This is a genomic window from Caulobacter zeae (assembly GCF_002858925.1).
Classification (GTDB): Bacteria; Pseudomonadota; Alphaproteobacteria; order Caulobacterales; family Caulobacteraceae; genus Caulobacter; species Caulobacter zeae.
This window is the reverse complement of sequence record NZ_PJRS01000023.1, coordinates 185732-208108: the sequence shown is the minus strand read 5'-3', so window position 1 is coordinate 208108 and position 22377 is coordinate 185732. Positions and strand designations below refer to the sequence as shown.

Here is a 22377-nt window from a genome sequence, read left to right as displayed (position 1 = left end):
CGAAGCGGCCGACTTGGCCCCCTCGGCGTCCAGGAACTGGTTGCACCCCCAGCCGACGAGCACCCCCAGCACCATCGCGCCGACGATCAGATAGGCGAAGCGTTTGTTCATAGGGTCTTCCGTTCCCCCTCGACCGCGTGGCGACCGGGCCTGCTGAAGCGCCCTCCCAGCAGGCGCATTCGTTTCGTGGACGCCCCGAGAGGGGGCATGTGGCGCCCCTTTTGGCCGAGCAGGGCGGCTTCGTCCATGCCTGCGGCGTCACAAAGGCGCAGGCTGGCGGCGCTATGCTCGCCCCAGCGCCTGGCCGCGCCCCGCTCTGGTCAGGCTGCGGCAAGGCTGATATAGGACGCCATGTCTAACCAAGAAAAAGCAATCGCCGTCGTCGAACGGCTCAACTCCGAATACGAACGCGCCGTCGAGGCGCTGCGCACCGCCCTCCGGGCCTATCTCGAAAATGGAACCCGCCCCGACCCGCAGATGCGGTTCGACGGCTCGTTCACCTATCCCGAGCTGCGCCTGACCTACGATCCCGAGGCCCTGCCGCCGAAGCTGGCGCGCTCGTTCGCCCGGGTCAGCCGTCCGGGCGTCTACTCGACCACGGTCACCAAGCCGGCCCAGTTCAAGGACTATCTGGTCGAGCAGCTGACCCTGCTGATGGACGATTTCGAGGTCGAGATCGAGATCGCCCGCTCCGAGCAGGAGATCCCCTATCCCTACGTGCTGGACGCCAGCATCGACCTGAACCAGGCCGACGTCCGCAGCGAGGACATCGCCCGCTTCTTCCCGACCACGGACCTGGCCTTCATCGGCGACGAGATCGCCGACGGCGTCTGGAGCCCGGTGCTGGAAGAGACCCGGCCGCTGGCCCTGTTCGACGGCCTGCGCACCGACTTCTCGCTGGCCCGCCTGCGCCACTACACCGGCGCTCCGGCCGAGCACGTGCAGCCGTTCATCCTGTTCACCAACTACCACCGCTACGTGGACGAGTTCGTCCGCTGGGGCGTGGAGCAGCTGAAGAAGCCCGATAGTCCGTATACGGCGCTGTCGTGCTCGGGCGGCGTGGTGGTGACGGCCGATACGCCGAACGCCGAGCAGGCGATCGCCGACGGCGCCTGGCGCAAGCACCAGATGCCGGCCTACCACCTGATCGCCCCGAACGGTCAGGGCGTCAGCCTGGTCAACATCGGCGTCGGCCCGTCCAACGCCAAGACCATCTGCGACCACCTGGCCGTGCTGCGCCCGCAGGCCTGGCTGATGATCGGCCACTGCGGCGGCCTGCGCGACACCCAGACCATCGGCGACTACGTGCTGGCCCACGCCTATCTGCGCGACGACCACGTGCTGGACGTGGTGCTGCCGCCGGAGATCCCGGTGCCGTCGATCGCCGAGGTGCAGCGCGCCCTCTACGACGCGGCCAAGGCGATCAGCGGCGACACCGGCCAGGAGCTGAAGAAGCGCCTGCGCACCGGCACCGTGGTCACCACCGATGACCGCAACTGGGAACTGCGCCACAGCCTGTCGGCCCTGCGCTTCAACCAGAGCCGCGCGGTCGCCATCGACATGGAAAGCGCCACCATCGCCGCCCAGGGCTATCGCTTCCGGGTGCCGTACGGGACCCTGCTGTGCGTGTCGGACAAGCCGCTGCACGGCGAGATCAAGCTGCCGGGCCAGGCCAACGCCTTCTACGAGCGGGCGATCAGCCAGCACCTGCAGATCGGCATCCTGACCTGCAAGCTGCTGCACGAGGAAGGCCCGAACCTTCACTCGCGCAAGCTGCGCGCCTTCGATGAGCCGCCGTTCCGGTAAGGGCGGCGTCAGTCTGAAAACGACGAAGGGGCGGTGGTCATCCACCGCCCCTTTTCCTGGACTCCGTTCCGGCTTAGCGCGGCGGCTGGAAGCTGATGGGGATGTTGACCCAGCCGTTCCCGGCCGGCTTGCCGTCGGGCAGGGTGGGGTCCATTCGGAAATGCTGGCTCAGTTGCAGGGCCGCTTCGCCGAAGCCCGCGCCCGTCGGCAGCTCGCTTGCGACCTTGCAGCGGTGCAGCTCGCCTTGGGGCGTCACGTCGCAGCCGATCACCGCGCGGCCCGCGAGCTTCTCCGCCTTGGCCTGCGCCGGGTAGTAGCGGTCGAGGTCGGCGATGTCGGGCTTCTGCACCCAGACCGGTCGCGAGACGACCGGCTTGGGGGTCACCTCGGGATTGGCGGCCCAGACCGCGCCGGCGGCCGTGGAGGCCAGCAGGGCGACGAGGGCCAGGCCGGCCTTGCGGCGCAGCGGGGTGAGGGAGGCGGCGTTCAGCATGGTCAGTCTCTCCTTCAGGGGATGGGGCCCCGCCGCCGGCCAATGGCAGCCGAGCGGGGCGGTCTTGGCCGTCAGCACCGTGCTGAGCAGCGTTTCGGCATAGAGACGGCGGGCGTGCGGATGGCGCGCGATCACCGCCGCGTCGCAGGCGATCTCCTGGTCGACGCGCAGGGCCCTGGCGGCGAGGTGGACCAGCGGGTTGAACCAGCACAGGCATTGCAGGGCCACGACCAGGCCGTTGATGGTCGCGTCGCCCCGGCGCAGGTGGACGTCCTCGTGGGCCAGAACCAAGGTGCGGGCCTCGCCTTGGAAGCGCTGGGCGAAGTCGGCCGGCACGACGATGCGGGGACGCAGGGCGCCCAGCACCAGAGGTCCGGCGTCCACATGCTCGCCGCGCAGCACGCCGGGGGCGCCGTCCAGGGGCGTCAGCCGGCCGGCGGCGCGCACGAAGCGGAGCTGGCGCAGGGCCAGGAGGCCGAAGGCCGCCGTTGCGCCGATCGCCCAGACCCATACGGCGATGTCCGTCAGGCTGGCCATCTGCTGGGTGGCCCGGGCGGCGGCGGCCACCGCCTTGGGCGTCAGTTCCACCGTCTGGTAGAAGGTCATGGCCGTGGGCGCGCGGACTGGGATCAGGCTGACCAGGGCGCACAGCGGCGCGGCCAGCCACAGGGCGTAGGCGGCCAGGGGGCCGAGCCGCCGGCGGACCGGCTTGCGCAGCAGCATCACCGCGACGATGGCGGCGGCCAGGGCCAGGTTGGCGCGGATCAGCGCCTCGACGATGTCGCCGCTCATCTGGAAATCCTCTCGACCAGGGCCTTCAGCTCGGCGACGTCCTCGTCCGACAGCTTGCCGCCCTCCGAGAACTGGGTGACCAGCGGCGCCAGACGGCCGTCGAACAGCCGGTCGAGCAGGCCCTGGCTCTCGGCCTGCACGTAGTCGCGGCGGGCCAGCAGGGGGCTGTAGAGATAGCGGCGGCCGTCGGGCTGGGCTGCGATGGCCTTCTTCTTCAGCAGCCGGCTGATCAACTGCTTGACGGTGCCCTCGGTCCAGCCGTTGGGCTCGCCGACCTCGGCGATGATCGCCTCGGAGGTCAGCGGCTGCTTCCGCCACAGCGCCTCCATGATGACGCTCTCGGCCGAACTGATCTTCATGGCGCTCCCTCCCGATCGATGACGCTTGTCAACGATGGCGACGTTGACAGTTGTCATCGTGGTCGTCAACCGGTGTTTTGCTTGAGCCCCCTTGAGGGAGAGGGAGGGGCCCGCTGCGTAGCAGTGGGAGGGTGAGGGGTTACGAGATCGGACGGCGTGCCGGCGCTCCGTCAAACGCCGTAACCCCTCACCCCGGCCCTCTCCCTATGGGAGAGGGGGCTTCCTCAGCGCGAAATCCGGTCCAGGAACCCCACGATCCCGGTCGCCAGGCTCGGCTCCATCACCGCGCTCATGTGGTCGCCGGGCACGCGCTGGGCGCGGCCGTTCGGGAGCATGCCGGCCAGGGCCTCGGCCGAGCCGTTGTCGTCGTCGCGCTGGCCGGCGATGACCAGGGTCGGGACGTCGATGCGGGCGATATCTTCCGCCGAGGTCGGGACGAAGGCGTTGAGCACGCCCAGCATGGCCTCGGGTCTGAGGTCGCCGGCGGTCATCATCGCCCGCACGCGGCGGCCGACGCGGGGGTCCTTGGCCTGATCGCCGTGGCGGATGGCGTCCTCGAACATCGCCGCCCGCTCGCCCGCGCCCATCAGGCCCGAGGCGCCCATGCCGGCCAGAACGAGCCGCTCGGGCCGCGCGCCGCGCACCATCATCCGCACCGCCGTGCGCGCGCCCAGCGAATAGCCGACGAGGTCGTAGTCGGTGAGATGCAGGTGCGTGACCAGCGCCTGCTGGTCCATGGCCAGGACGTCGGCGGGCCAGGCGGTCGGATCGCTGGGCGCGTCCGAGCGGCCGTGACCGCGCAGGTCGGGGGCGATCACCTTGCGGCCGGCGCTGACCAGGGCCTGGGCGATGCCGGGCAGGAACCAGTTGCTCTCGGCGCTGGCCAGGAAGCCGTGCAGCAGCAGGGTCGGCCAGCCCTCGCCCAGGGTGCGGTAGGCGATGGAAACGCCGTCGAAGCTCTGGAATCGCTGGACCGGAAGCATGGGCGCACAATCTGCGCGGACGCACCGTTCGTCCAGACTCTCGATTTCGTCACGGGACGCGACTACATCGACGCCATGACCCGTCACATCCCTCTGCAAGGCGTCGAGAACTTCCGCGATTACGGCGACTACGCCGCCGGGGCTGGACGCCTCAGGAAGGGGCTGTTGTTCCGCGCCGCCCACCAGGCCGACGCCACCGACGAGGACCTGGCGGCCATGGGGAGCCTCGGCCTCGTCACCATCGTTGATTTGCGCCGCGCGCCCGAACGCCAGCGCGAGCCGTCGCGCCGCTGGACCGGGTTCTCGGCCCAGGTGATCGACAACGACCTGGGCGGGCAGGGCGACGATCCCTGGCAGACCTTCCTGCGCGGCTGGGACTACGCCGAGGCCGACCTGCGCGGCTACATGGTCGAGTCCTATCGCCGCAAGCCGTTCACCCCGCGCCATGTCGACCTGTTCACCCGCTACTTCGCGGCGCTGGCGGAAGGGAAGGGGCCGGTGCTGATCCACTGCGCCGCCGGCAAGGACCGCACGGGCCTGCTGGCCGCCCTGACCCACCACCTGGCCGGCGTGTCGCGCGACGACCTGGTCGAGGACTATCTGGCCACCAACGATCCCGAGCGCTACGCCCGCATCGGCGAGCGGATCGGCCATTATCTCGCCGGCTACACCGGCTCGGTCCCGCCCGAGGCGGCGATCCGCGCGGCCCTGGCGGTCGAGGCCGAATATATCCTGGCCTCGGTCGAAGCCATCGAGGCCGCCCACGGCTCGATCGACGCCTATCTGGAGACGGTGCTGGGCGTCGACGGCAAGGCCCGCGAGGCGATCCTGGCGCACATCCTGGCCTGAGGTTTCGCAACGCCTTCCAGCCGTCATCCCGGCCGTCGCGGAGCGGAGAGCCGGGACCCGGGCGACTGGGCTCGGCGCTTGGATCGGCCGCCGGGGGAAGGCAGTCGCATTGCGGTCGCCCCGGGTCCCGGGTCTGCGGCCCGCTTCGCGGTCCTTCGCCCGGGATGACGGCTGAGATCCACATTCCATGGCGATTTTCCCGTCTTGATGAAGAAGGCGTGACAAACCGGCGTTCGCGGGCGAGGCTCCGCTTCAGGGTCGCGTCAGACGACCCGCAGCAGGGCGGATACCATGAGCGAGGTCTTGGACGGCGCGCCCGCGCGCCTGGGCGTCGAACAGGCGGCTGCGCGAAAGCCGCTGACCCGGGGCGGATGGTCCTGGGTGCTGCACCAGGGCTCGCGCGACGTCTATGTGGTGCTGGTCACCATCTACATCTTCGCCCCCTATTTTTCCGGCGTGCTAGTCGGCGACCCGGTGCGGGGCCAGGCCCTGATGGCCCAGATCGCCACCACCTACGGCCTGATCGTCGCCCTGACCGCTCCGATCCTGGGCGCAGCGGTCGAGAAGTACGGACCGCGCAAGCCGCTGGCCGCCACGTTGCTGACCATCATGCTGCCCGCGCTGATCGTGCTGTGGTGGGCGACGCCGGGCGGCGGGCTGCCGCTGGCGGCGACGGCCGGGGCCCTGATCGTGCTGGGCGTGGCCTATAACTGGGGCGACGTGGCCGCCAACTCGCTGCTGCCGCGCGCAGCCGCCGAGCCCGGCCAGGCCTCGCTGCTGTCGGGCCTGGGCTATGTGTTCTCCAACGGCCTGTCGGTGCTGATGCTGATCCTGATGCTGTGGGGCTTCGTGCTGCCGGGCCAGGTCGACTGGCCGGGGATTCCCAAGACGCCGTTGCTGGGGCTGTCGACCGGCCATCATGAGCCCAGCCGCCTGTCGGGGCCGCTGTCGGCCCTGATCATGGCGCTGGGTGCGATCCCGTTCCTGCTGTGGACGCCCGATGCGCCGCGCACCGGCCTGCGCGTCGGCGCGGCGCTGAAGGCGGGTCTGGTCCTGCTGCGCGACACCTTCGCCAACCTGAAGGGCCACCGGGACGTCGCCACCTTCCTGGCGACGCGAATGCTCTATTGCGACGGCATGACCGCGCTTCTGGTGTTCGGCGGGCTGTTTGCGGCCGGGGTGATGGGCTGGGGCGCGCTGGAGATGCTGGTCTATGGCGTGTCGCTGAGCCTGGTCGGCGCCTTGGGCGGCTTCCTGGCCCCCAAGCTCGACCGCGTGCTGGGGCCCAAGCGCGCCGTGCAGATCGAGATCGCCGGCTGCCTGGCGGCGCTGATCTGCCTCTTGGGCATGCGGCCCGACCGCATTCTCTATGTCTTCGCCTACGACCCGGCCGGGCCGGCGGCGTGGGACGGGCCGATCTATCGCACCCTGCCCGAGCTGTTCTATGTGGGCCTGGGCCTGGTCATCGCCATCTGCGTCACCGCCCAGTATGCGTCGAGCCGCACCCTGCTGGTGCGCCTGGCGCCGGCCGACCGCACGGCGGCGTTCTTCGGGCTCTACGCGCTGTCGGGCACGGCGACGGTGTGGCTGGGCTCGGCCCTGGTGGCGGCGGCCACGACCCTGTTCCACAGCCAGGTGGCCGGCTTCGTGCCGATCGTCGCCCTCATGGCCCTGGGCGCGCTGGGCCTGTTCGCCGTGCGCGGCGGCGGGCGCGAGGCTTGAGGCTGTAGCCGTCGGCCACGCGCGGCGCTATCACCCGCCGATGCGCGACGTCGCCCTCATCGCCGCTCCGTGGCGGGACCCCCTCTGGGCCGCGGCCCCCTTCCGGGACGAGCCCTTCGCCTGCGCCCTGCTGTCAGGCGGCCCGGGCGAGCGGTGGTCCTACCTGCTGCGCGCGCCCGACCAGACCCTGACCCTGGAGGCGGCCGATCGGCGCGACCCGTTCGCGGCCCTGGCGGCCATGATCGGTCCGGCCCTGCCCAGCGATCCCGAAGGCCCGCCGTTCCAGGGCGGCGTCCTGGGCCTGGCCGCCTACGAGCTGGGCGACCGCATCGAGGCGCTCGATCTGGCGCGCGGCGACTGGCCCGACCTGGTCTGCGCGCGCTATCCGGCCCTTCTGGCCTTCGACCACATGCAGCGCACGGTCGTCGCGGTCGGTCGCGGCGAGGGGCGCGCGCAGGCGGAAAGCCGCGCCCGCGCCGCCCTGGCTTGGCTGGACGCGCCGGCCTGCGATCCCTTCGAGGGGCGGCTGTGCGAGGCGTTGGAGGCCGAGCCGCCCGAGGCTTATGAGGCTGCGGTCGCCGACGTGGTCGAGCGGATCTTGGGCGGCGAGATCTTCCAGGCCAATATCGCCCGCGCCTGGCGGGGCCGGCTGGCGCCGGGCGCCGATCCCTTCGACCTTTTCACCCGCCTGCGCGGCGCCAGCCCCGCGCCGTTCGCCGCCTGGCTGCGGCTGCCCGGGCGGGCGATGGTGTCCAACTCGCCCGAGCGGTTCCTCAAGGTGCGCGGCGGCGAGATCGAAACCCGGCCGATCAAGGGCACGCGTCCGCGCGGCGCCGATCCCGCCAGCGACCGCGCCCTGGCCTTCGAGCTGTCGACTAGCGCCAAGGACCGGGCCGAGAACCTGATGATCGTCGACCTGATGCGCAACGACCTGGCCAGGGTCAGCCCGCCGGGCGGCGTGCGCACGCCCGATCTGTTCAAGGTCGAGACCTTCGCCAACGTCCATCACCTGGTCTCGACGGTGGAGGGGCGGTTGAAGCCGGGCCTTGGCGTTTCCGACCTGCTGCGGGCGACCTTCCCGCCGGGCTCGATCACCGGCGCGCCCAAGGTGCAGGCCATGAAGGTGATCGCCGGCCTCGAAGGCCCGCGCGGACCTTATTGCGGCTCGCTGTTCTGGGCCGGCTTCGACGGGGCCTTCGAGTCCAGCGTCCTGATCCGCACCGTCGCTCTCGCCGAGACCGAGAACGGCTGGATGCTGGAATCCAAGGCCGGGGCGGGCATCGTCGCCGACAGCGACCCGCTGTCCGAGCGGCTGGAGACCGAGGCCAAGATCGACGCCCTGCGCCGGGCGCTGACGGGGGAGGGCGCATGATCCCGCTCAATGATCGCGGCCTGCTGCTGGGCGACGGCCTGTTCGAGACCCTGCTGGCGCTCGACGGCCAGGTCCGCCACGTCGAGGCGCATCTCGACCGCATGGCGGCGGGTTGCATCGCGCTGGGCCTGCCGGCGCTGGATCGCGACCTGGCGCTGGGCCTGGTTCTGGCCGCGCCGGGCGAGGCGGGCCTGACCGCCGGCCGCGCCGCCGTGCGGCTGACCCTGACCGCCGGCTCGGGCGGGCGGGGGCTGGACCGGCCCGAGGCGCCCGCCTGCGTGCTGCTGGCCTCGTGCGCGCCCGCGCCGCCGGCCGGCGCGCCGGCTCGGGCGGTGGTGGCTTCGGTTCGCCGCAACGAGGGCTCGCCCGCCTCGCGGCTGAAGACGCTGTCCTATCTCGACAACGTGCTGGCCCGGCGCGAAGCGCGCGCCGCCGGCGCCGACGAGGCCCTGATGCTGAACAACCAGGGCCATCTGGCCTGCGCCTCGGCCGGCAATCTGTTCTGGCTGGAGGGCGAGACGCTGTCGACGCCGGCCCTGGATTGCGGCGTGCTGGCCGGCCTGGCGCGGGGGCGGATCCTGGCGGCGGCCGAAGGCCTGGGACTGGAGGCGCGCGAGGTCCGCGTCGGCCCCGAAGCGCTGGCGGGCGCGGTCTTCCTGACCAACAGCCTGACCGGGGTGCGGCCCCTGGTCCGGTTGGACGGTCGGGACCTGGGCGAGGATCCGCGCTTGGCGGCCCTGGCCGTCGCCGCCGGCTAGGCCCCTACTTCACCCAGGCCACGGTTTCGGTGCGGCGCGGGCGCAGATAGTAGGTGCGCCGGAAGGTGAACGAGGCGTCGTTTAGGCTGAGGGTCGGCGTGTAGCTGTAGCTGGTCGTGCTGATGATCACGCTGCTGCTGGCGGGCAGCACGCTGTCGGGCACGTTGGTCACCACGGCCCCGAGGGCCGGGCAGCCGGTCGGGCTGTTCTTGGGCGCGCTCCAGCCCACCGTGTCCTTGCCGTTGGCGTCGGAGACCACGCTGTAGAGGCACAGGCGCATGGGCGAGGACGGGAACGGCTTCATCACCGCCTGGCCGATGTTGTAGATGTCGTCGACCCGCGTCTGGTTGATCTGGCCGTTCTGGGCGGCCATGTCGCCGATCAGCGACGTGGCGTGGAACAGGCGTCGCTGGGCCATCATCGCCTGGGTCATCTCGGCCAGGCCGATGTAGAACAGCAGCAACAGCGGCGCCAGCAGGGCGAACTCGACGGCGACGGCGCCGCGGGTGTCGCGGGCGAAACGCTTCCGGGCGGGACTGGGGCGGCGGGGGATCATGCGGGGCAGCTCACGCTGGCGGCCGAACTGCTGTCGTAGGGCTCGTTGGCGAAGGCGGTGGTGAAGCCCAGGTTCGCCTTGCCGTTGCTCTTCTGCAGGACCGACGCCATCAGGGGCGTGATCAGGGGCCAGTCGTAGTAGGCGCGCACGATCACCAGCGAGCTTGGGCCGCCTGGATCCCAGCACGGGGTGTTGGGCGTGGTCAGGTTGCTGGTCGAGGTGAAGGTCGAGACCGTGCGCACGTCGACGCGCAGGCGTCCGGCGCAGCCGCTCTGCAGCCAGCTCATCCGCGCGCAGACCTTGTCCTTGAAGGCGCTGGCGGAGTTGGAGCCTGAGGTCTGGACCTGGCCGGTGCGGATCTCGCGGCCGGAGTCGATGACCGCGTTCTCGAGCACCATGGATGCGAAGAAGATCAGCGCCAGCTCGATGAGGCCGAACAGCAGCACCAGGAACGGTGCCAGCAACAGGGCGAACTCGACGGCGGTCGCGCCGTCCTGCGCGCGCGCGAAGCCGCCCAGCCGACGGCGGGCGGCCAGTTGCAGGCGGGCGTTCAGCGAAACGGGAGGCTTCCCCATGCGGCGGTCCGAGTTTGCGACTTGGGGGACCATAGCGGCCGCTCCCTAACCGCGCCCTAACCGCCGGTCGCGCGCGCGCACGCGCACGTGCGGCGTAACTGCGTGCGGCCTATCGTGTCAGGGCTGGCCGGGCGTCGACGGGGCGGTCGTCGGTTCGCTGGCGGTCAGGGCGATGCAGCGGCTCTCGCAGGCGTAGGCCGAGGCGGCCGCGCCGCGCTGGACGGTCACGGCGTCGGCCGACACGTCGGTCACCAGCACCTGGCCGCCGGCCAGCGAGCGGCCCTGGGCGTCGAAGGCGAACAGGGTGGTCACGCCCACGCGCTTGCCCAGGATCACCAGGGTGCGGTCGTTGACGACGCTGACGTCGGCGATCTGCGGATCGCCGACGACGATCTCGCGGGCCGACCCGTTCAGCGGAATGGTGGTCGCCTGGCCGGCGGCCACGGTCATGGTGCGCTGTGCGGGGGCGGTCGGAGCGGCCGCCTGGGCGGCCACGGCGGCGCCGCAGAGGCTGAAAAAGGCGACGATGGCGAGCGAGAGGCGGCGCATGGCGGTCCTGTCGGAGCGAAATCTGTGACCTCACCCTGACGAAGAATGGTCAATAAAGAACTAAGATTGGTCGGGGTGCGACAAGCTGCGCATTCTCGAATCCCTTGAGCAATAACGGGTTTTTGCTCCAAAATTGCCACGTAGTTAAGCGTTGGTAATGGTAAACTCAAATAAACCAAAAGAAAAATCACGAGAAAATCTCGATGTTTACTGGCGATTAATCGAGCTGGGCGAAATTGATCGTGTTTTCGGGGGTGAACAAGTCGCCATGGCTTGCCGGCCCAGCCAAGTTTTCTCAGCAGGAGATCAAGTCATGTCGAAGTTTGTCACGCGCTTCCTGAAGGACGAGTCGGGCGCCACGGCCATCGAGTACGGCCTCATCATCGCTCTGATCTCGGTCATCATCGTCACCGTCTTCGGCTTCCTGAAGGGCGGCCTGGAAAGCGCTTTCCAGAGCACCGCCGACACCCTCTCGAACCCGAACCCGTAAGGCGCGGATCGGAAAGGGAGACGTCCAATGGCTCGGCTAATTGGTCGCTTCCTTCAGGACGATCGCGGCGCCACTGCTATCGAGTACGGCCTCATCGCCGCGCTGATCAGTGTTGTTGTCGTCGCCGTCGTTCCCCTGCTCGGGCCGCCCTTGGAGGCGCTTTTCGAAGGGGCGGGCAACCGTCTTGAAAGCGCCGGTAAATAGGGGCGAAAAGCCGAGAGGCCGCTAAGTCAAGGGCCGCGACATTTCGATGTCGCGGCCTTTTTCTTTGCCTGCCGGCCAGGGTCTTCTCATGTTTCCGACGGTCTAGTCTGGAAACCATTGCTTCATCGGCTGCGACTAGACTGGCGAGCGATCCAGGATCGAGAGCCGCCATGCAAAGCCTGCAAATCCTTCCGCTGATCGTCTTCGCCGGGCTGGCCGTCGTCGCCGCCCTGAAGGACGTCACCAGCTACACCATTCCCAACTGGATCTCGCTGGCGCTGATCGCGGCCTTTCCCGTCGCCGCCCTGGTCGGCGGCGTCGGCTGGGCGCAGGCGGGGCTGTCGCTGGTCGTCGGCCTTGGCCTGCTGCTGGTCGGCATGGTCATGTTCGCGCTGCGCTGGGTCGGCGGCGGCGACGCCAAGCTGCTGGCGGCCTGCGCCCTGTGGATGGGCGTTCCTGGCGTCGCGCCGTTCCTGCTGACCACCGCCCTGGCCGGAGGGGCCCTCACCCTGGGCCTGATGAGCCTGCGCTCGGGGTGGCTGGCGCCGATGATAGCCGGGGGACCGGCCTGGGTGCGTCGCCTTGGCGACCAGAAGGGCGACATTCCCTACGGGGTGGCGATCGCCGCCGGGGCGCTGGCGGCGCTGCCGCAAAGCATCATTGGCCAAGCTTTGCTCAACTGATTGCGGACGGCTCCCGGCTTTCGGGAGTCCGCGTCAGGCTGTCGCGGCAGGAACCCGCATTCCACGGGGCTTCCTTTAGCGGCTGTTAACCATGGGCGCCGCAGTTTGCGATGCGGCCAGAACGGCTGTTCGATCCCTGCGTCCGGCGGAGTGAAGCTCTCCAGGCGCGCCGAACCCGTCCTGCCGACGCCAGAGCCTCGCCGCGCATGAACCCTGTCAGAATCATCATCGTCCTGGTCGCGGCCGCTTCGGCGATCGGCCTGGCCATGCTGATGCAGAAAGCCATGGGCGGCAAATCCGCCAAATCCGAGGTCGTCGCCTCGGCTCCCGGCGCGCCGACCCTCGACGCCAAGCCCATGACCCTGGTCCTGGTCGCCAAGCGCGACCTGGCGATCGGCACGCGCCTGACCAAGGACGACGTCGATTGGAAGGCCTGGCCGGCCGACGCCGTCAGCCCGGTCTACATCACCAATGGCGCGGCTTCCGTCGAACCCCAGGGCGCGGCCAAGGTGGTCAAGACCGCCGCGGAAGCCACCGGCGTGCTGGGCGGCGCTCCGCCGGAAGCCGCCGTCGAGGGCGCGATCGTCCGCGACCCGCTGCTGGCCGGCGAGCCCATCGTGCCGCGCAAGATCGTCCGCGGCGGCGAGGGCGGCTACCTGTCGGTCGTGCTTTCGCCCGGCACCCGCGCCATGGCCGTTCCGGTCACCTCCGAGACCGCCGCCGGCGGCTTCATCCTGCCCGGCGACCGGGTCGACGTGCTGATGAGCCGCGACGCCCCCAATGGCGACGGCGCCAGCGGCGGCAAGCAGGTGATCGCCGAAACCGTCCTGCAGAACATTCGCGTCCTCGCCCTCGACCAGGCCACGACCGCCGAGAAGGACGCCAAGACCATCGTCGCCGCCACGGCCACCCTCGAGGTGCGCCCGGCCGAGGCCGAGGCGCTGACCCGCGCCAAGGCTGCTGGTCCCGTCACCCTGGCGCTGCGCGCCTACACCGACCTGGGCGGCCCCTCCGGCGTCGCCGCCCCGACCCAGGATTCCACGGTCATCCGCATCAATCGCGGCGGACAGACCTCCAGCATCGCGGTGCGCCAATGACCCGCCGGTTCGCCTCCCTCTCGCTTTCGGCCTCGCTCGCCGTCCTGACGGCCCTGGCGCCCGCCGCGTCGGCCATGGCCGACGGCTACGCCGGCGACCGGGTCTACCGCCCGGCCCGGGCCGCGCCGCGCGCGCCGGCCCCGGTCGTCACCTATGCGCCCCCGCCGGTCGCCGACCAGGTGCTGCGGGTCGACCTGACCGCCGGCCCCGACGCCCGCGTGCTGAACCTGCCGCGCGGCAAGTCGGCGATCATCGAACTGCCGGTCGACGTCCGCGACATGCTGGTGACCAACCCGCAGGTGGCCGACGCCGTCCTGCGCAATCCGCGCCGCATCTACGTGCTGGGCGTGGGCAAGGGCTCGACCGACGCGGTGTTCTTCGACGCCGCCGGCCGCAAGCTGCTGACGCTGGCCATCCGCGTCGACGAGGACGCCGGCCTGCTGCAGGACACCCTGCGCAAGGTGCTGCCGGACTCGCGCATCGAGGTGCAGCCGGTCCGCGACAGCGTGATCCTGACCGGCACGGTCGCCAACGCCGGCGACGCCAGCAAGGCCGCCCTGGTCGCCCAGCAGTTCGTGGGCAAGCCCGAGCTGGTCGTGAACATGCTCAGCATCGCGGGCAAGGACCAGGTGATGCTCAAGGTGCGGATCGTCGAGGTCCAGCGCAGCATCATCAAGCAGCTAGGCGTCTCGACCAACAACCTGCTCAACGACGGCTTCAAGACCTACAGCCTGGGTCGCGAGAACACCTTCGCCATCAATGGCGGCATGGTCGGCGGCATGAACGCCTGCTACGGCCGCAACAACATCCGCACGACGAACTACACCAACAACGCGTCGGTCACCAACCAGGGCAGCGTGACCAGCGGCAACACGACGTCCAACGGCAGCTCGGTCTCCACGACCGTGCAATCCACCGACCCGCTGACCGGCACGGTGACCACCACGACCACCACGAGCGCTGGCCCGACGTCGTCGACCGGCACGAGCAATTCGCTGACGGGCATCATCTCCAGCGCCGCCAGCAACGCCTACAGCATGGCGACCGGCAACAACCTCAACGCCTGCCTCCAGGCCTTCGAGCGCGTGGGCCTGATCCGCACCCTGGCTGAACCCAACCTGACCGTGGTGTCGGGCGAGGCCGGCAAGTTCCTGGCCGGCGGCGAATTCCCGGTTCCGACCGGCAGCGACAGCGACGGCCGCGTGACCGTCGAGTTCAAGCCCTACGGCGTGGGCCTGGGCTATACGCCCGTGGTGATGTCGGGCGGCCGCATCTCGCTGAAGCTGTCGACCGAGGTGTCGGAGCTGTCGAGCCTGGGCGCCTTCACCCTCGGCTCGGGAACCTCCTCGACCCTGGTGATCCCGGGCCTGTCGGTGCGCCGCGCCGAGACGACCGTCGAGCTGCCCTCGGGCGGCGCCCTGATGATCGCCGGCCTGCTGCACCAGCAGACCAAGGAGAACATCGACTCGCTGCCGGGCATGACCTCGCTGCCGATCCTGGGCTCGCTGTTCCGGTCGCGCGACTACCTGAACGGCGAAACCGAGCTGGTGGTGATCATCACCCCCTACATCGTCGACCCCACCCGGCCGCAGGACCAGCAGACGCCCGCCGACGGCCTGCAGATCGCCGGCGACATGAGCACCGTGCTGCTGGGCCGCCTGAACAAGGTGGTCAAGGCCCCGCCGGGCGCCAACTCCGAGCGGACCTACCAGGGTCCGGTCGGCTACGTGATCGAATGAGGACGCGGACCATGACGCGAGCCAACACTCTTCGCGCGATCCTCGCTGGCGCGGCCCTGCTGGGCCTGGCCGCCTGCGCCACCACGGGCGCGCAGGGCCCAGCCCCGGCCACCGCGACCACGCAGTGGGACGACAAGGTCAAGGTGACCGCCGCGCCCGACGAGGTGCTGCTGGCGGTTCACGCCGAGGGGCTTTCGCCCCGTCAGGTCCAGGCGCTAGACGCCCTGCTGGCCCGTTTCACCGAAGCCGAGGCCAAGGAGCTGGTCGTGCTGGCGCCGGTCGGCGGAGCTCAGGCGCCGGCCGCCGGCCGCATGGCGGCCGTGGCGCGGGCCTACCTGATCGACGCGGGCGCGCCGCGCTTCGCCGTTCGCATCGACTCCTATCCCGCCGACGGCGACAAGGATCCGCCGCTGCGCGTCGGCTATCTGCGCCATACCGCCGAGATCCCGCGCTGCGGCTCCTGGGAAAACCTGTCGGCCACCCGCAACAATGAGGCCTATGGCAACTTCGGCTGCGCGGTGACCGCCAACATGGCCGCCCAGGTGGCCAATCCCGCCGACCTGCAGGGTCCGCGTCGCGAGGACCCGGCCGACGCCATGCGCCGCGGGGTGGTGATGGAGAAGTATCGCGCCGGCCAGGTGACCGCCTCGCAGAGGGACTCGCAGTCCGACGGCGCCGTTTCTCGGGTGGTGAAATGACGACCTTCCGGACGACTGATCCCGATCCGTTCGACCTGGGCTTCGAGGCCGACGACGAGTTCGCCGCGCCCGCCGGGGGCGATCCCTGGCGCACGGCGCCCGCTCCCGCGGCGGCGGCCAGCGACCCCTTCGCCGATTTTCCGCCGGCCCGCCGGCCGGAAGCCCGCTCGGCTATCGCTCCGGGGCTGGCGAGCCTGGCCTCCAATCCGTTCGCCGACCTGGCCCCGCCGGTCGCGGAGCCGCCGCGCCCGGCGCCGGTCGCCGCGCCCGAGTCCGCGTCGCCGGCCATGGACTGGAACATCTCGGCTCATGACGACGTCCTGCCGGGCGTCGACGCCGGCGTCGGCGAGGCCAGCGTGCCGCGCATCGCCATCCACGCCTTCGGCGTCCGCGCCGAGACCCTGGCGGTCATCGAGGCAGCCGCCGCCGACCGCCGCATGGCGCGCGCCTCGATCGTCGCCCGTTCGGGCGGCCTGGAGGCGGCCGTCGACTTCTACCAGAACCAGCCGACGCCCTCGCTGGTGCTGGTCGAGACCATGGACTCGGCCCAGCGCATGCTGGCCCTGCTGGACGGCCTGGCCCAGGTCTGCGACCCCGGCACCAAGGTCGTGGTCATCGGCCAGACCAACGACATCGCCCTCTATCGCGAGCTGATGCGTCGCGGGGTCAGCGAATACCTGACCCAGCCCAAGAGCCCGCTGCAGGTGATCCGCGCGGTCACCGCGCTCTATTCTGACCCGTCGGCGCCGTTCGTCGGCCGCCAGGTCGCCTTCGTCGGCGCCAAGGGCGGGGTGGGCTCGTCGACCCTGGCCCACAACTTCGCCTGGTCGATGGCCGAGCGGATGGAGGCGGCCACGGTCATCGTCGACCTCGACCTGCCGTTCGGCACCGCCGGCCTCGACTTCAACCAGGACCCGCTGCAGGGCGTGCTCGACGCGCTGAGCCAGCCCGAGCGCCTGGACCCGGTGCTGATGGACCGCATGATGGTCCGCTGCGGCGACCGCCTGTCGCTGCTGGCCGCGCCGGCCACGCTCGAGCAGGACTACGACATCGGCGCCGAGGCCTACGAGGAGGTGACGCAGAAGATGCGCGGCGCCGCCCCGTTCGTGGTGCTGGACCTGCCCCACACCTGGGCGCCGTGGACCCGCAAGGTGCTGGTCGACAGCGACGACCTGGTGATCGTGGCGACCCCGGACCTGGCCAGCTTGCGCAACGCCAAGAACATCGTCGACCTGGTGCGCCAGGCCCGTCCGAACGACATCCCGCCGCGTCTGGTGCTCAACCAGGTGGGCGTGCCGGGCCGTCCCGAGATCCCCGTCAAGGACTTCGGCGAGGCGCTGGGCGTGACCCCGTCGCTGGTGCTGCCGTTCGATCCCAAGCTGTTCGGCCAGGCGGCCAACAACGGCCAGATGGTGGCCGAGGTGGCGCCCAAGTCGAAGGCGGCCGAGGGCGTCGACCACCTGGCGCGGCTGATCAGCCGCCGCGAGGCGCCGGCGGCGACCAAGTCGGCGTCGATCCTGTCGGGCCTGTTCAAGAAGAAGTAGGGGCGAATGTTCGGCAAGCGCGATCAGGCCACCGTCACCGAGCGCCAGGCGCCGCCGCCCGCCCCGACCGGCGGGACGGCCATCGCCACGCGTCCGCAGCGGGTCGACCCCGCCGCGCCCCCTGCGGCTGCGCCGGCCAAGCCGGCGGCCGCGCCCAAGGCCACGCAAGGGCTGGAGCAGCTGCGCGCGGCCCAGGGTCAGCCCCAGACCGCCACGATCGTCCGTGAGCAGAGCGATTATTATCACGCCACGAAGACCACGATCTTCAACGCGCTGCTCAACACCATCGACCTGTCGCAGCTGGCCCAGCTGGACCAGAAGGCCGCCGCCGAAGAGATCCGCGACATCGTCGCCGAGCTGGTGGCGATCAAGAACGTCTCGATGTCGGTGTCCGAGCAGGAGCACCTGGTCCAAGACATCATCAACGACGTCCTCGGCTACGGCCCGCTGGAGCCGCTGCTGGCTCGTGACGACATCGCCGACATCATGGTCAATGGCGCGCACCGGGTGTTCATCGAAGTCGCCGGCAAGGTGCAGCTGACCAACGTCCGCTTCCGCGACAATCTCCAGCTGATGAACATCTGCCAGCGGATCGTCAGCCAGGTCGGCCGCCGGGTCGATGAAAGCTCGCCGATCTGCGACGCCCGCCTGCCCGACGGCAGCCGCGTCAACGTCATCGCGCCCCCCTTGGCGCTGGATGGTCCCACCCTGACCATCCGGAAGTTCAAGAAGGACAAGCTGACGATGAAGAACCTGGTGGAGTACCTCTCCATCAGCCCCGAGGGCGCGCGCGTCCTAGGCGTCATCGGCGCCTGCCGCTGCAACGTCATCATCTCGGGCGGCACGGGCTCGGGCAAGACGACCCTGCTCAACACCATGACCGCCTTCATCGACCCCACCGAACGGGTCGTGACCTGCGAGGACGCGGCCGAACTGCAGCTGCAGCAGCCGCACGTGGTGCGCCTGGAAACCCGTCCGCCCAACCTGGAAGGCCAGGGCGCGGTGACCATGCGCGACCTGGTCAAGAACTGCCTGCGGATGCGTCCCGAACGCATCATCGTCGGCGAAGTCCGCGGCCCCGAGGCGTTCGACCTGTTGCAGGCCATGAACACCGGCCACGACGGCTCGATGGGCACGCTGCACGCCAACAGCCCGCGCGAAGCCATCAGCCGCGTCGAGAGCATGATCACCATGGGCGGCTACGGCCTGCCCTCCAAGACCATCAAGGAGATGATCGTCGGCTCGGTCGACGTGATCATCCAGGCCGCCCGCCTGCGCGACGGCAGCCGTCGCATCACCCACGTCACCGAGGTGGTCGGCCTGGAAGGCGACGTCATCGTCACCCAGGACCTGTTCGTCTACGAGATCACCGGCGAGGACGAGCACGGCAAGGTGCTGGGCAAGCACCGCTCGACCGGCATCGCCCGGCCGCGCTTCTGGGACCGCGCCCGCTACTACGGCCTCGAGCGCGAGCTGGCCGAGGCGCTGGACGCGGCGGAGTAGGGCGGGGTCATGTTCATCCTGATCGCGGTCCTGGGCTTCATCACCATCGCGGGCCTCGGCTTCGTGCTGACCGGCGGCGGCGAAAGCGCCGGCGCCAAGGCGGCCAAGCGCGCCCAGGTGATCGTCGGCGGCGGCGAGCGCCAGGTCGCCGCGCGGGCCAAGGTCGCGGCCAACACCCCCGACGCCCGCCGCAAGCAGATCCTCAAGACGCTCAAGGAACAGGACCGCAAGCAGAAGAAGGCCACCCTGACGATCGCCGCGCGCTTGCGGGCCGCGGGCCTGGGTGAGAACGTCAAGCTGTTCTGGATCATCAGCGCGGTGCTCGGGGTGCTGGTCGCCGTGCTCCTGCTGGCCGTCCGGCAGATGCCGGTGGTGGCCCTGGCCGGCGGTTTCGCCGCGGCGCTGGGCCTGCCGCGCTGGGTGATCGGGTTCCTCGGCAAGCAGCGCACCAAGAAGTTCATCGACGCCTTCGCCGACGCCATCGACATCATCGTCCGCGGCATCAAGTCGGGCCTGCCGGTGCATGACTGCCTGAAGATCATCGGCAAGGAGAGCCCCGAGCCCCTGGCCGGCGAGTTCCGCACCCTGACCGAGAACATCGCCATGGGCATGCCGATCGACGCGGCGCTGGAGCGGCTTTACGAGCGGATGCCGACCGCCGAGGTGCGGTTCTTCGCCATCGTGCTCAACATCCAGCAGAAGACCGGCGGCAACCTGGCCGAGGCGCTGGGCAACCTGTCGGCGGTGCTGCGCTCGCGCAAGCTGATGTCCGAGAAGATCAAGGCCCTGTCGGCCGAAGCCGTGGCCTCGGCCTTCATCATCGGCTGCTTGCCGCCAGGCGTGATGATCCTGATCACCATCATTGCCCCGGACTACATGAGCACCCTGTTCACCGACCTGCGCGGCCGCCTGATGCTGCTGGTCGCGGCGGTGTGGATGAGCATGGGCATCTTCATCATGCGCCGCATGATCAACTTCAAGTTCTAGGGAGACGCGCATGGTCCAGATGCTGACGGATCCCTCGAACCTCCTGACCGCCTTCGTGGCGCTGGTGGTGTTCGCCACCATCATCACCCTGGCCGCGCCGGTGATGAGCAACAGCGGGCTGGAAAGCCGGCTGAAGTCGGTGGCCAACCGCCGCGAGGAGCTGCGTCGCCGTTCGCGCGCGGCCCTGGCCCAGAAGGGCGCCTCCAGCTCGAGCCTGCGCCACACCGACGAGGGCGTCTACAAGACCATCGTCGACCGGCTGCAATTGTCGAAGCTGCTGGAGGACCCCAAGGTCGTCGACAAGCTGGCCCAGGCCGGTTTCCGCGGTCCCAAGCCGGTGTCGACCTTCTACTTCTTCCGCTTCGTGATGCCGTTCGCCTTCGCCCTGCTGGCGGCGACCTACCTGTTCGGCATGAACGGCTTCGCCCTGCAGATGACCCAGAAGCTGGCGATCTGCATCGGCGCCCTGACCGTCGGCTACTACGCGCCCAACCTCTACATCCAGAACGCCGCCCAGAAGCGCCGCGAGTCGATCGTCGCGGCCTTCCCCGACGCCCTCGACCTGCTGCTGATCTGCGTCGAGAGCGGCATGTCGATCGAGGCGGCGATCCAGAAGGTCAGCAACGAGGTCGGCGGCAGCTCGATGGAGCTGGCCGAGGAACTGTCCCTGCTGACCGCCGAGCTGTCCTACCTGCCCGACCGGCGCCTGGCCTACGAGGGCCTGGCGCGGCGGACCAACCATCCCGGCATCAAGTCGGTGGCCACGGCCATGATCCAGGCCGAGCGCTACGGCACGCCGCTGGGCGCGGCCCTGCGGGTGATGGCCAAGGAAAACCGCGAACTGCGCCTGTCGGCCGCCGAGAAGAAGGCCGCCAGCCTGCCGCCCAAGCTGACCGTGCCGATGATCGTGTTCTTCCTACCGGTGCTGTTCATCGTCATCCTGGGTCCGGCGATCCTCAAGGTCACCGACCTGATGGCCAAGAAGCCGGTCGGCTGATCTTCCCCGAAAAGTCGACCCCCGCCGGCGCAGGTTCCGGCGAGGGTCAGTCAGGGGAAGGGGATCAGCCTGCCAGGCGCTGGGCCGGGCGCGGGCCGCCGGCGGCGGCCAGGAAGGCGGCGTGGGTCGGCAGCGAGGCGGCGGTGCGGCCGGCGATGCGGGCCAGGTCGTCCAGCCAGCCGTCGACCTGAGCGTCGGCGGCCACGGCGGTCATCGGATGGGCCGCGGCCGGCGTCACGCCCTGGCCCAGCAGCACCTGCACCCAGCTGCTTTCCTTGAACAGGTCCTCGTCGCGGCTGAACACCCGGCCGCTGCCGGCGAACAGCGCCATGCGTTCGGCCAGGCTGTGGGGGATCTCCATGGCCTTGCGGCTGGCCCAGAACGGCGTGTCCTCGCGCTGCGTGGCCTTGTAGTGCAGGACCAGGAAGTCGCGGATGCAGGCGTATTCCTGCTCGGTCTGGCGGTTGAATTCGTCGGCCAGCAGCGGGTCGAAGCCCTGGTCGGGAAACAGCGCCAGCAGGCGCGCCAGGCCCGACTGGACCAGATGGATGCTGGTCGATTCCAGCGGCTCCATGAAGCCCGAAGCCAGGCCCAGGGCCACGACGTTGCGGTTCCAGCTCTTCCTGCGGCGGCCGGTGACGAAGGTCAGCAGGCGCGGCTCGGCGAGCGCCTCGCCTTCGAGGTTGGCCATCAGGGTGCGGGCGGCAGCGTCCTTGTCGGTCCAGGCGCTGGAGAAGACGTGGCCGTTGCCGGTGCGGTGCTGCAACGGGATCCGCCACTGCCAGCCGGCGTCGCGGGCCCAGGCGCGGGTGTAGGGAACCGGCGGGGCGTCGTCGCGGCTGGGCGCGGCCCAGGCGCTGTCCATCGGCAGCCACTTGCGCCAGTCCTCGTAGCCCGATTTCAGCGTCTCCTCGATCAGCAGGCCGCGGAAGCCCGAGCAGTCGATGAAGAGGTCGCCCTCGACCCGGCGCTCGCCCTCCAAGGCCACGGCGCGCAGGAAGCCGCTCTCGCCGTCCTGGTCGACGCCGATGATGCGGCCCTCGATCCGCTGGACGCCCCGGGCCTGGGCATAGGTGCGCAGGTGGCGGGCATAGAGGGCGGCGTCGAAGTGGAAGGCCCAGGTCAGGGGTTCGGCGCCGGCCTCGCCCGGCGTGCGGCCAAAGCGTCCGGCGCGGGCGGCCAGGGCGTTGGCCGACCAGGCCCAGAAGTCGTCGCCGGCGGTTCCGCGCCGGCGGGCGTCCAGCCAGTAGTGATGGAAGGGCGTGGTCCCCAGCGGCCGGCCGACGGGTCCGAAGGCGTGCATGTAGCGATGGCCCGGATGCAGCCAGTCGACGAACTCGATGCCCAGCTTGATCGTGCCTTCGGTGGCGCGAAGGAAGGCGTCCTCGTCCAGGCCCAGGAAGGCGTTGAAGTTGCGCAGCTGAGGGATCGAGGCCTCGCCGACCCCGACCGTGCCGATCGCCTCGGACTCCACCAGGCTGATCTTCGCGGCCGGGCCCAGGGCGCGGGCCAGCATCGCCGCGCTCATCCACCCGGCCGTGCCGCCGCCGACGATGACGATCCTGCCGATGCGGTTGTCCGCCATGGCCTTTGAGTCCTTCTCTCCCTGTGAAAAGCAAAA

General features: G+C 70.1%; 23 protein-coding genes and 1 pseudogene. 15 read left to right on the top strand and 9 right to left on the bottom strand.

Annotated elements, in window-relative coordinates; genetic code table 11:
* The coding region (locus SGCZBJ_RS26125; RefSeq protein ID WP_240621511.1) for a hypothetical protein at positions 1-111 on the bottom strand (111 nt) is incomplete at its 3' end.
* Between the two features lie 240 nt (positions 112-351).
* Here SGCZBJ_RS26125 and SGCZBJ_RS14350 point away from each other — a divergent pair.
* The gene (locus tag SGCZBJ_RS14350; RefSeq protein ID WP_101718675.1) at positions 352-1806 is read left to right on the top strand and encodes an AMP nucleosidase; all 1455 of its coding nucleotides are present in this window, start codon (positions 352-354) and stop codon (positions 1804-1806) included.
* A 73-nt stretch (positions 1807-1879) separates the two neighbouring features.
* Here SGCZBJ_RS14350 and SGCZBJ_RS14345 read toward each other — a convergent pair whose 3' ends face one another.
* The 4 genes and pseudogenes from SGCZBJ_RS14345 to SGCZBJ_RS14335 form a co-directional block, all read right to left on the bottom strand.
* Positions 1880-3091 (bottom strand): TonB family protein, encoded by a 1212-nt coding sequence (locus SGCZBJ_RS14345; RefSeq protein ID WP_101718674.1) that lies wholly within the window; start codon positions 3089-3091, stop codon positions 1880-1882.
* The gene (locus SGCZBJ_RS14340; RefSeq protein ID WP_101718673.1) at positions 3088-3450 is read right to left on the bottom strand and encodes a BlaI/MecI/CopY family transcriptional regulator; all 363 of its coding nucleotides are present in this window, start codon (positions 3448-3450) and stop codon (positions 3088-3090) included. The genes SGCZBJ_RS14345 and SGCZBJ_RS14340 overlap by 4 nt, the downstream gene beginning before the upstream one ends.
* 65 nt (positions 3451-3515) lie before the next feature.
* A pseudogene (locus SGCZBJ_RS26120) lies at positions 3516-3641 on the bottom strand (hypothetical protein).
* Between the two features lie 33 nt (positions 3642-3674).
* The gene (locus SGCZBJ_RS14335) at positions 3675-4433 is read right to left on the bottom strand and encodes an alpha/beta fold hydrolase (RefSeq protein WP_101718672.1); all 759 of its coding nucleotides are present in this window, start codon (positions 4431-4433) and stop codon (positions 3675-3677) included.
* Between the two features lie 75 nt (positions 4434-4508).
* Between SGCZBJ_RS14335 and SGCZBJ_RS14330 the strand changes: the two genes are divergently transcribed.
* The 4 genes from SGCZBJ_RS14330 (at position 4509) to SGCZBJ_RS14315 (ending at position 9134) form a co-directional block, all read left to right on the top strand.
* Positions 4509-5282 (top strand): tyrosine-protein phosphatase, encoded by a 774-nt coding sequence (locus SGCZBJ_RS14330; protein WP_101718671.1) that lies wholly within the window; start codon positions 4509-4511, stop codon positions 5280-5282.
* 291 nt (positions 5283-5573) lie between these two features.
* The gene (locus SGCZBJ_RS14325) at positions 5574-7004 is read left to right on the top strand and encodes an MFS transporter (RefSeq protein ID WP_101718670.1); all 1431 of its coding nucleotides are present in this window, start codon (positions 5574-5576) and stop codon (positions 7002-7004) included.
* 40 nt (positions 7005-7044) lie between these two features.
* Complete coding sequence (gene pabB / locus SGCZBJ_RS14320) at positions 7045-8376, top strand: aminodeoxychorismate synthase, component I (RefSeq protein WP_101718669.1); 1332 nt, start codon at positions 7045-7047, stop codon at positions 8374-8376.
* Positions 8373-9134, top strand: coding sequence for an aminotransferase class IV (locus tag SGCZBJ_RS14315; protein WP_101718668.1), 762 nt, complete (start codon positions 8373-8375; stop codon positions 9132-9134). The genes pabB and SGCZBJ_RS14315 overlap by 4 nt, the downstream gene beginning before the upstream one ends.
* 4 nt (positions 9135-9138) lie before the next feature.
* Here the strand turns inward: SGCZBJ_RS14315 and SGCZBJ_RS14310 are convergent, their stop codons facing one another.
* The 3 genes from SGCZBJ_RS14310 to SGCZBJ_RS14300 all read right to left on the bottom strand — a co-directional run bounded on the left by SGCZBJ_RS14310 (position 9139) and on the right by SGCZBJ_RS14300 (position 10814).
* On the bottom strand, positions 9139-9690 hold the full coding sequence (locus SGCZBJ_RS14310) for a TadE/TadG family type IV pilus assembly protein (protein ID WP_101718667.1): 552 nt from the start codon (positions 9688-9690) through the stop codon (positions 9139-9141).
* Entirely contained in the window at positions 9687-10265 is a 579-nt protein-coding gene (locus tag SGCZBJ_RS14305) for a TadE/TadG family type IV pilus assembly protein (protein WP_101718666.1), read from the bottom strand. The genes SGCZBJ_RS14310 and SGCZBJ_RS14305 overlap by 4 nt, the downstream gene beginning before the upstream one ends.
* A 117-nt stretch (positions 10266-10382) precedes the next feature.
* A complete protein-coding gene (locus SGCZBJ_RS14300; RefSeq protein ID WP_101718665.1) occupies positions 10383-10814 on the bottom strand; it encodes a pilus assembly protein N-terminal domain-containing protein in 432 nt (143 codons plus the stop codon).
* 313 nt (positions 10815-11127) lie between these two features.
* On the opposite strand from SGCZBJ_RS14300, the gene SGCZBJ_RS14295 reads away from it, so the two are divergent.
* The 10 genes from SGCZBJ_RS14295 to SGCZBJ_RS14250 all read left to right on the top strand — a co-directional run bounded on the left by SGCZBJ_RS14295 (position 11128) and on the right by SGCZBJ_RS14250 (position 20756).
* The gene (locus SGCZBJ_RS14295) at positions 11128-11304 is read left to right on the top strand and encodes a Flp family type IVb pilin (protein ID WP_101718664.1); all 177 of its coding nucleotides are present in this window, start codon (positions 11128-11130) and stop codon (positions 11302-11304) included.
* A gap of 27 nt (positions 11305-11331) precedes the next feature.
* Positions 11332-11508, top strand: coding sequence for a Flp family type IVb pilin (locus tag SGCZBJ_RS14290; RefSeq protein WP_101718663.1), 177 nt, complete (start codon positions 11332-11334; stop codon positions 11506-11508).
* A 170-nt stretch (positions 11509-11678) separates the two neighbouring features.
* The gene (locus tag SGCZBJ_RS14285) at positions 11679-12191 is read left to right on the top strand and encodes an A24 family peptidase (protein ID WP_101718662.1); all 513 of its coding nucleotides are present in this window, start codon (positions 11679-11681) and stop codon (positions 12189-12191) included.
* A 206-nt stretch (positions 12192-12397) separates the two neighbouring features.
* Positions 12398-13288: a Flp pilus assembly protein CpaB gene (gene cpaB, locus SGCZBJ_RS14280; RefSeq protein WP_101718661.1), complete on the top strand. Its 891-nt coding sequence runs from the start codon at positions 12398-12400 to the stop codon at positions 13286-13288.
* Positions 13285-15027 carry a type II and III secretion system protein family protein gene (locus tag SGCZBJ_RS14275; protein WP_101718660.1) on the top strand — a complete coding sequence of 581 codons (1743 nt, stop codon included), beginning with the start codon at positions 13285-13287 and terminating at the stop codon, positions 15025-15027. The genes cpaB and SGCZBJ_RS14275 overlap by 4 nt, the downstream gene beginning before the upstream one ends.
* Before the next feature lie 11 nt (positions 15028-15038).
* Entirely contained in the window at positions 15039-15725 is a 687-nt protein-coding gene (locus SGCZBJ_RS14270; RefSeq protein WP_101718659.1) for a CpaD family pilus assembly protein, read from the top strand.
* On the top strand, positions 15722-17269 hold the full coding sequence (locus SGCZBJ_RS14265) for a CpaE/TadZ family protein (protein WP_101718658.1): 1548 nt from the start codon (positions 15722-15724) through the stop codon (positions 17267-17269). The genes SGCZBJ_RS14270 and SGCZBJ_RS14265 overlap by 4 nt, the downstream gene beginning before the upstream one ends.
* A 6-nt stretch (positions 17270-17275) precedes the next feature.
* A complete protein-coding gene (locus SGCZBJ_RS14260) occupies positions 17276-18772 on the top strand; it encodes a TadA family conjugal transfer-associated ATPase (protein ID WP_101718657.1) in 1497 nt (498 codons plus the stop codon).
* 9 nt (positions 18773-18781) lie between these two features.
* The gene (locus SGCZBJ_RS14255; protein WP_101718656.1) at positions 18782-19759 is read left to right on the top strand and encodes a type II secretion system F family protein; all 978 of its coding nucleotides are present in this window, start codon (positions 18782-18784) and stop codon (positions 19757-19759) included.
* Positions 19760-19769: 10 nt separating this feature from the next.
* Positions 19770-20756 (top strand): type II secretion system F family protein, encoded by a 987-nt coding sequence (locus SGCZBJ_RS14250; protein ID WP_101718655.1) that lies wholly within the window; start codon positions 19770-19772, stop codon positions 20754-20756.
* A gap of 64 nt (positions 20757-20820) precedes the next feature.
* Here SGCZBJ_RS14250 and SGCZBJ_RS14245 read toward each other — a convergent pair whose 3' ends face one another.
* On the bottom strand, positions 20821-22341 hold the full coding sequence (locus SGCZBJ_RS14245) for a tryptophan halogenase family protein (protein WP_101718654.1): 1521 nt from the start codon (positions 22339-22341) through the stop codon (positions 20821-20823).
* Positions 22342-22377: the final 36 nt, after the last annotated feature.

Bases quoted from the DNA above. Each gene is read 5' to 3' on its own strand.
- SGCZBJ_RS14350 (WP_101718675.1), top strand. From the start codon at position 352: ATGTCTAACCAAGAAAAAGCAATCGCCGTCGTCGAACGGCTCAACTCC.
- SGCZBJ_RS14345 (WP_101718674.1), bottom strand. From the start codon at position 3,091: ATGAGCGGCGACATCGTCGAGGCGCTGATCCGCGCCAACCTGGCCCTG.
- SGCZBJ_RS14340 (WP_101718673.1), bottom strand. From the start codon at position 3,450: ATGAAGATCAGTTCGGCCGAGAGCGTCATCATGGAGGCGCTGTGGCGG.
- SGCZBJ_RS14335 (WP_101718672.1), bottom strand. From the start codon at position 4,433: ATGCTTCCGGTCCAGCGATTCCAGAGCTTCGACGGCGTTTCCATCGCC.
- SGCZBJ_RS14330 (WP_101718671.1), top strand. From the start codon at position 4,509: ATGACCCGTCACATCCCTCTGCAAGGCGTCGAGAACTTCCGCGATTAC.
- SGCZBJ_RS14325 (WP_101718670.1), top strand. From the start codon at position 5,574: ATGAGCGAGGTCTTGGACGGCGCGCCCGCGCGCCTGGGCGTCGAACAG.
- pabB (WP_101718669.1), top strand. From the start codon at position 7,045: ATGCGCGACGTCGCCCTCATCGCCGCTCCGTGGCGGGACCCCCTCTGG.
- SGCZBJ_RS14315 (WP_101718668.1), top strand. From the start codon at position 8,373: ATGATCCCGCTCAATGATCGCGGCCTGCTGCTGGGCGACGGCCTGTTC.
- SGCZBJ_RS14310 (WP_101718667.1), bottom strand. From the start codon at position 9,690: ATGATCCCCCGCCGCCCCAGTCCCGCCCGGAAGCGTTTCGCCCGCGAC.
- SGCZBJ_RS14305 (WP_101718666.1), bottom strand. From the start codon at position 10,265: ATGGGGAAGCCTCCCGTTTCGCTGAACGCCCGCCTGCAACTGGCCGCC.
- SGCZBJ_RS14300 (WP_101718665.1), bottom strand. From the start codon at position 10,814: ATGCGCCGCCTCTCGCTCGCCATCGTCGCCTTTTTCAGCCTCTGCGGC.
- SGCZBJ_RS14295 (WP_101718664.1), top strand. From the start codon at position 11,128: ATGTCGAAGTTTGTCACGCGCTTCCTGAAGGACGAGTCGGGCGCCACG.
- SGCZBJ_RS14290 (WP_101718663.1), top strand. From the start codon at position 11,332: ATGGCTCGGCTAATTGGTCGCTTCCTTCAGGACGATCGCGGCGCCACT.
- SGCZBJ_RS14285 (WP_101718662.1), top strand. From the start codon at position 11,679: ATGCAAAGCCTGCAAATCCTTCCGCTGATCGTCTTCGCCGGGCTGGCC.
- cpaB (WP_101718661.1), top strand. From the start codon at position 12,398: ATGAACCCTGTCAGAATCATCATCGTCCTGGTCGCGGCCGCTTCGGCG.
- SGCZBJ_RS14275 (WP_101718660.1), top strand. From the start codon at position 13,285: ATGACCCGCCGGTTCGCCTCCCTCTCGCTTTCGGCCTCGCTCGCCGTC.
- SGCZBJ_RS14270 (WP_101718659.1), top strand. From the start codon at position 15,039: ATGACGCGAGCCAACACTCTTCGCGCGATCCTCGCTGGCGCGGCCCTG.
- SGCZBJ_RS14265 (WP_101718658.1), top strand. From the start codon at position 15,722: ATGACGACCTTCCGGACGACTGATCCCGATCCGTTCGACCTGGGCTTC.
- SGCZBJ_RS14260 (WP_101718657.1), top strand. From the start codon at position 17,276: ATGTTCGGCAAGCGCGATCAGGCCACCGTCACCGAGCGCCAGGCGCCG.
- SGCZBJ_RS14255 (WP_101718656.1), top strand. From the start codon at position 18,782: ATGTTCATCCTGATCGCGGTCCTGGGCTTCATCACCATCGCGGGCCTC.
- SGCZBJ_RS14250 (WP_101718655.1), top strand. From the start codon at position 19,770: ATGGTCCAGATGCTGACGGATCCCTCGAACCTCCTGACCGCCTTCGTG.
- SGCZBJ_RS14245 (WP_101718654.1), bottom strand. From the start codon at position 22,341: ATGGCGGACAACCGCATCGGCAGGATCGTCATCGTCGGCGGCGGCACG.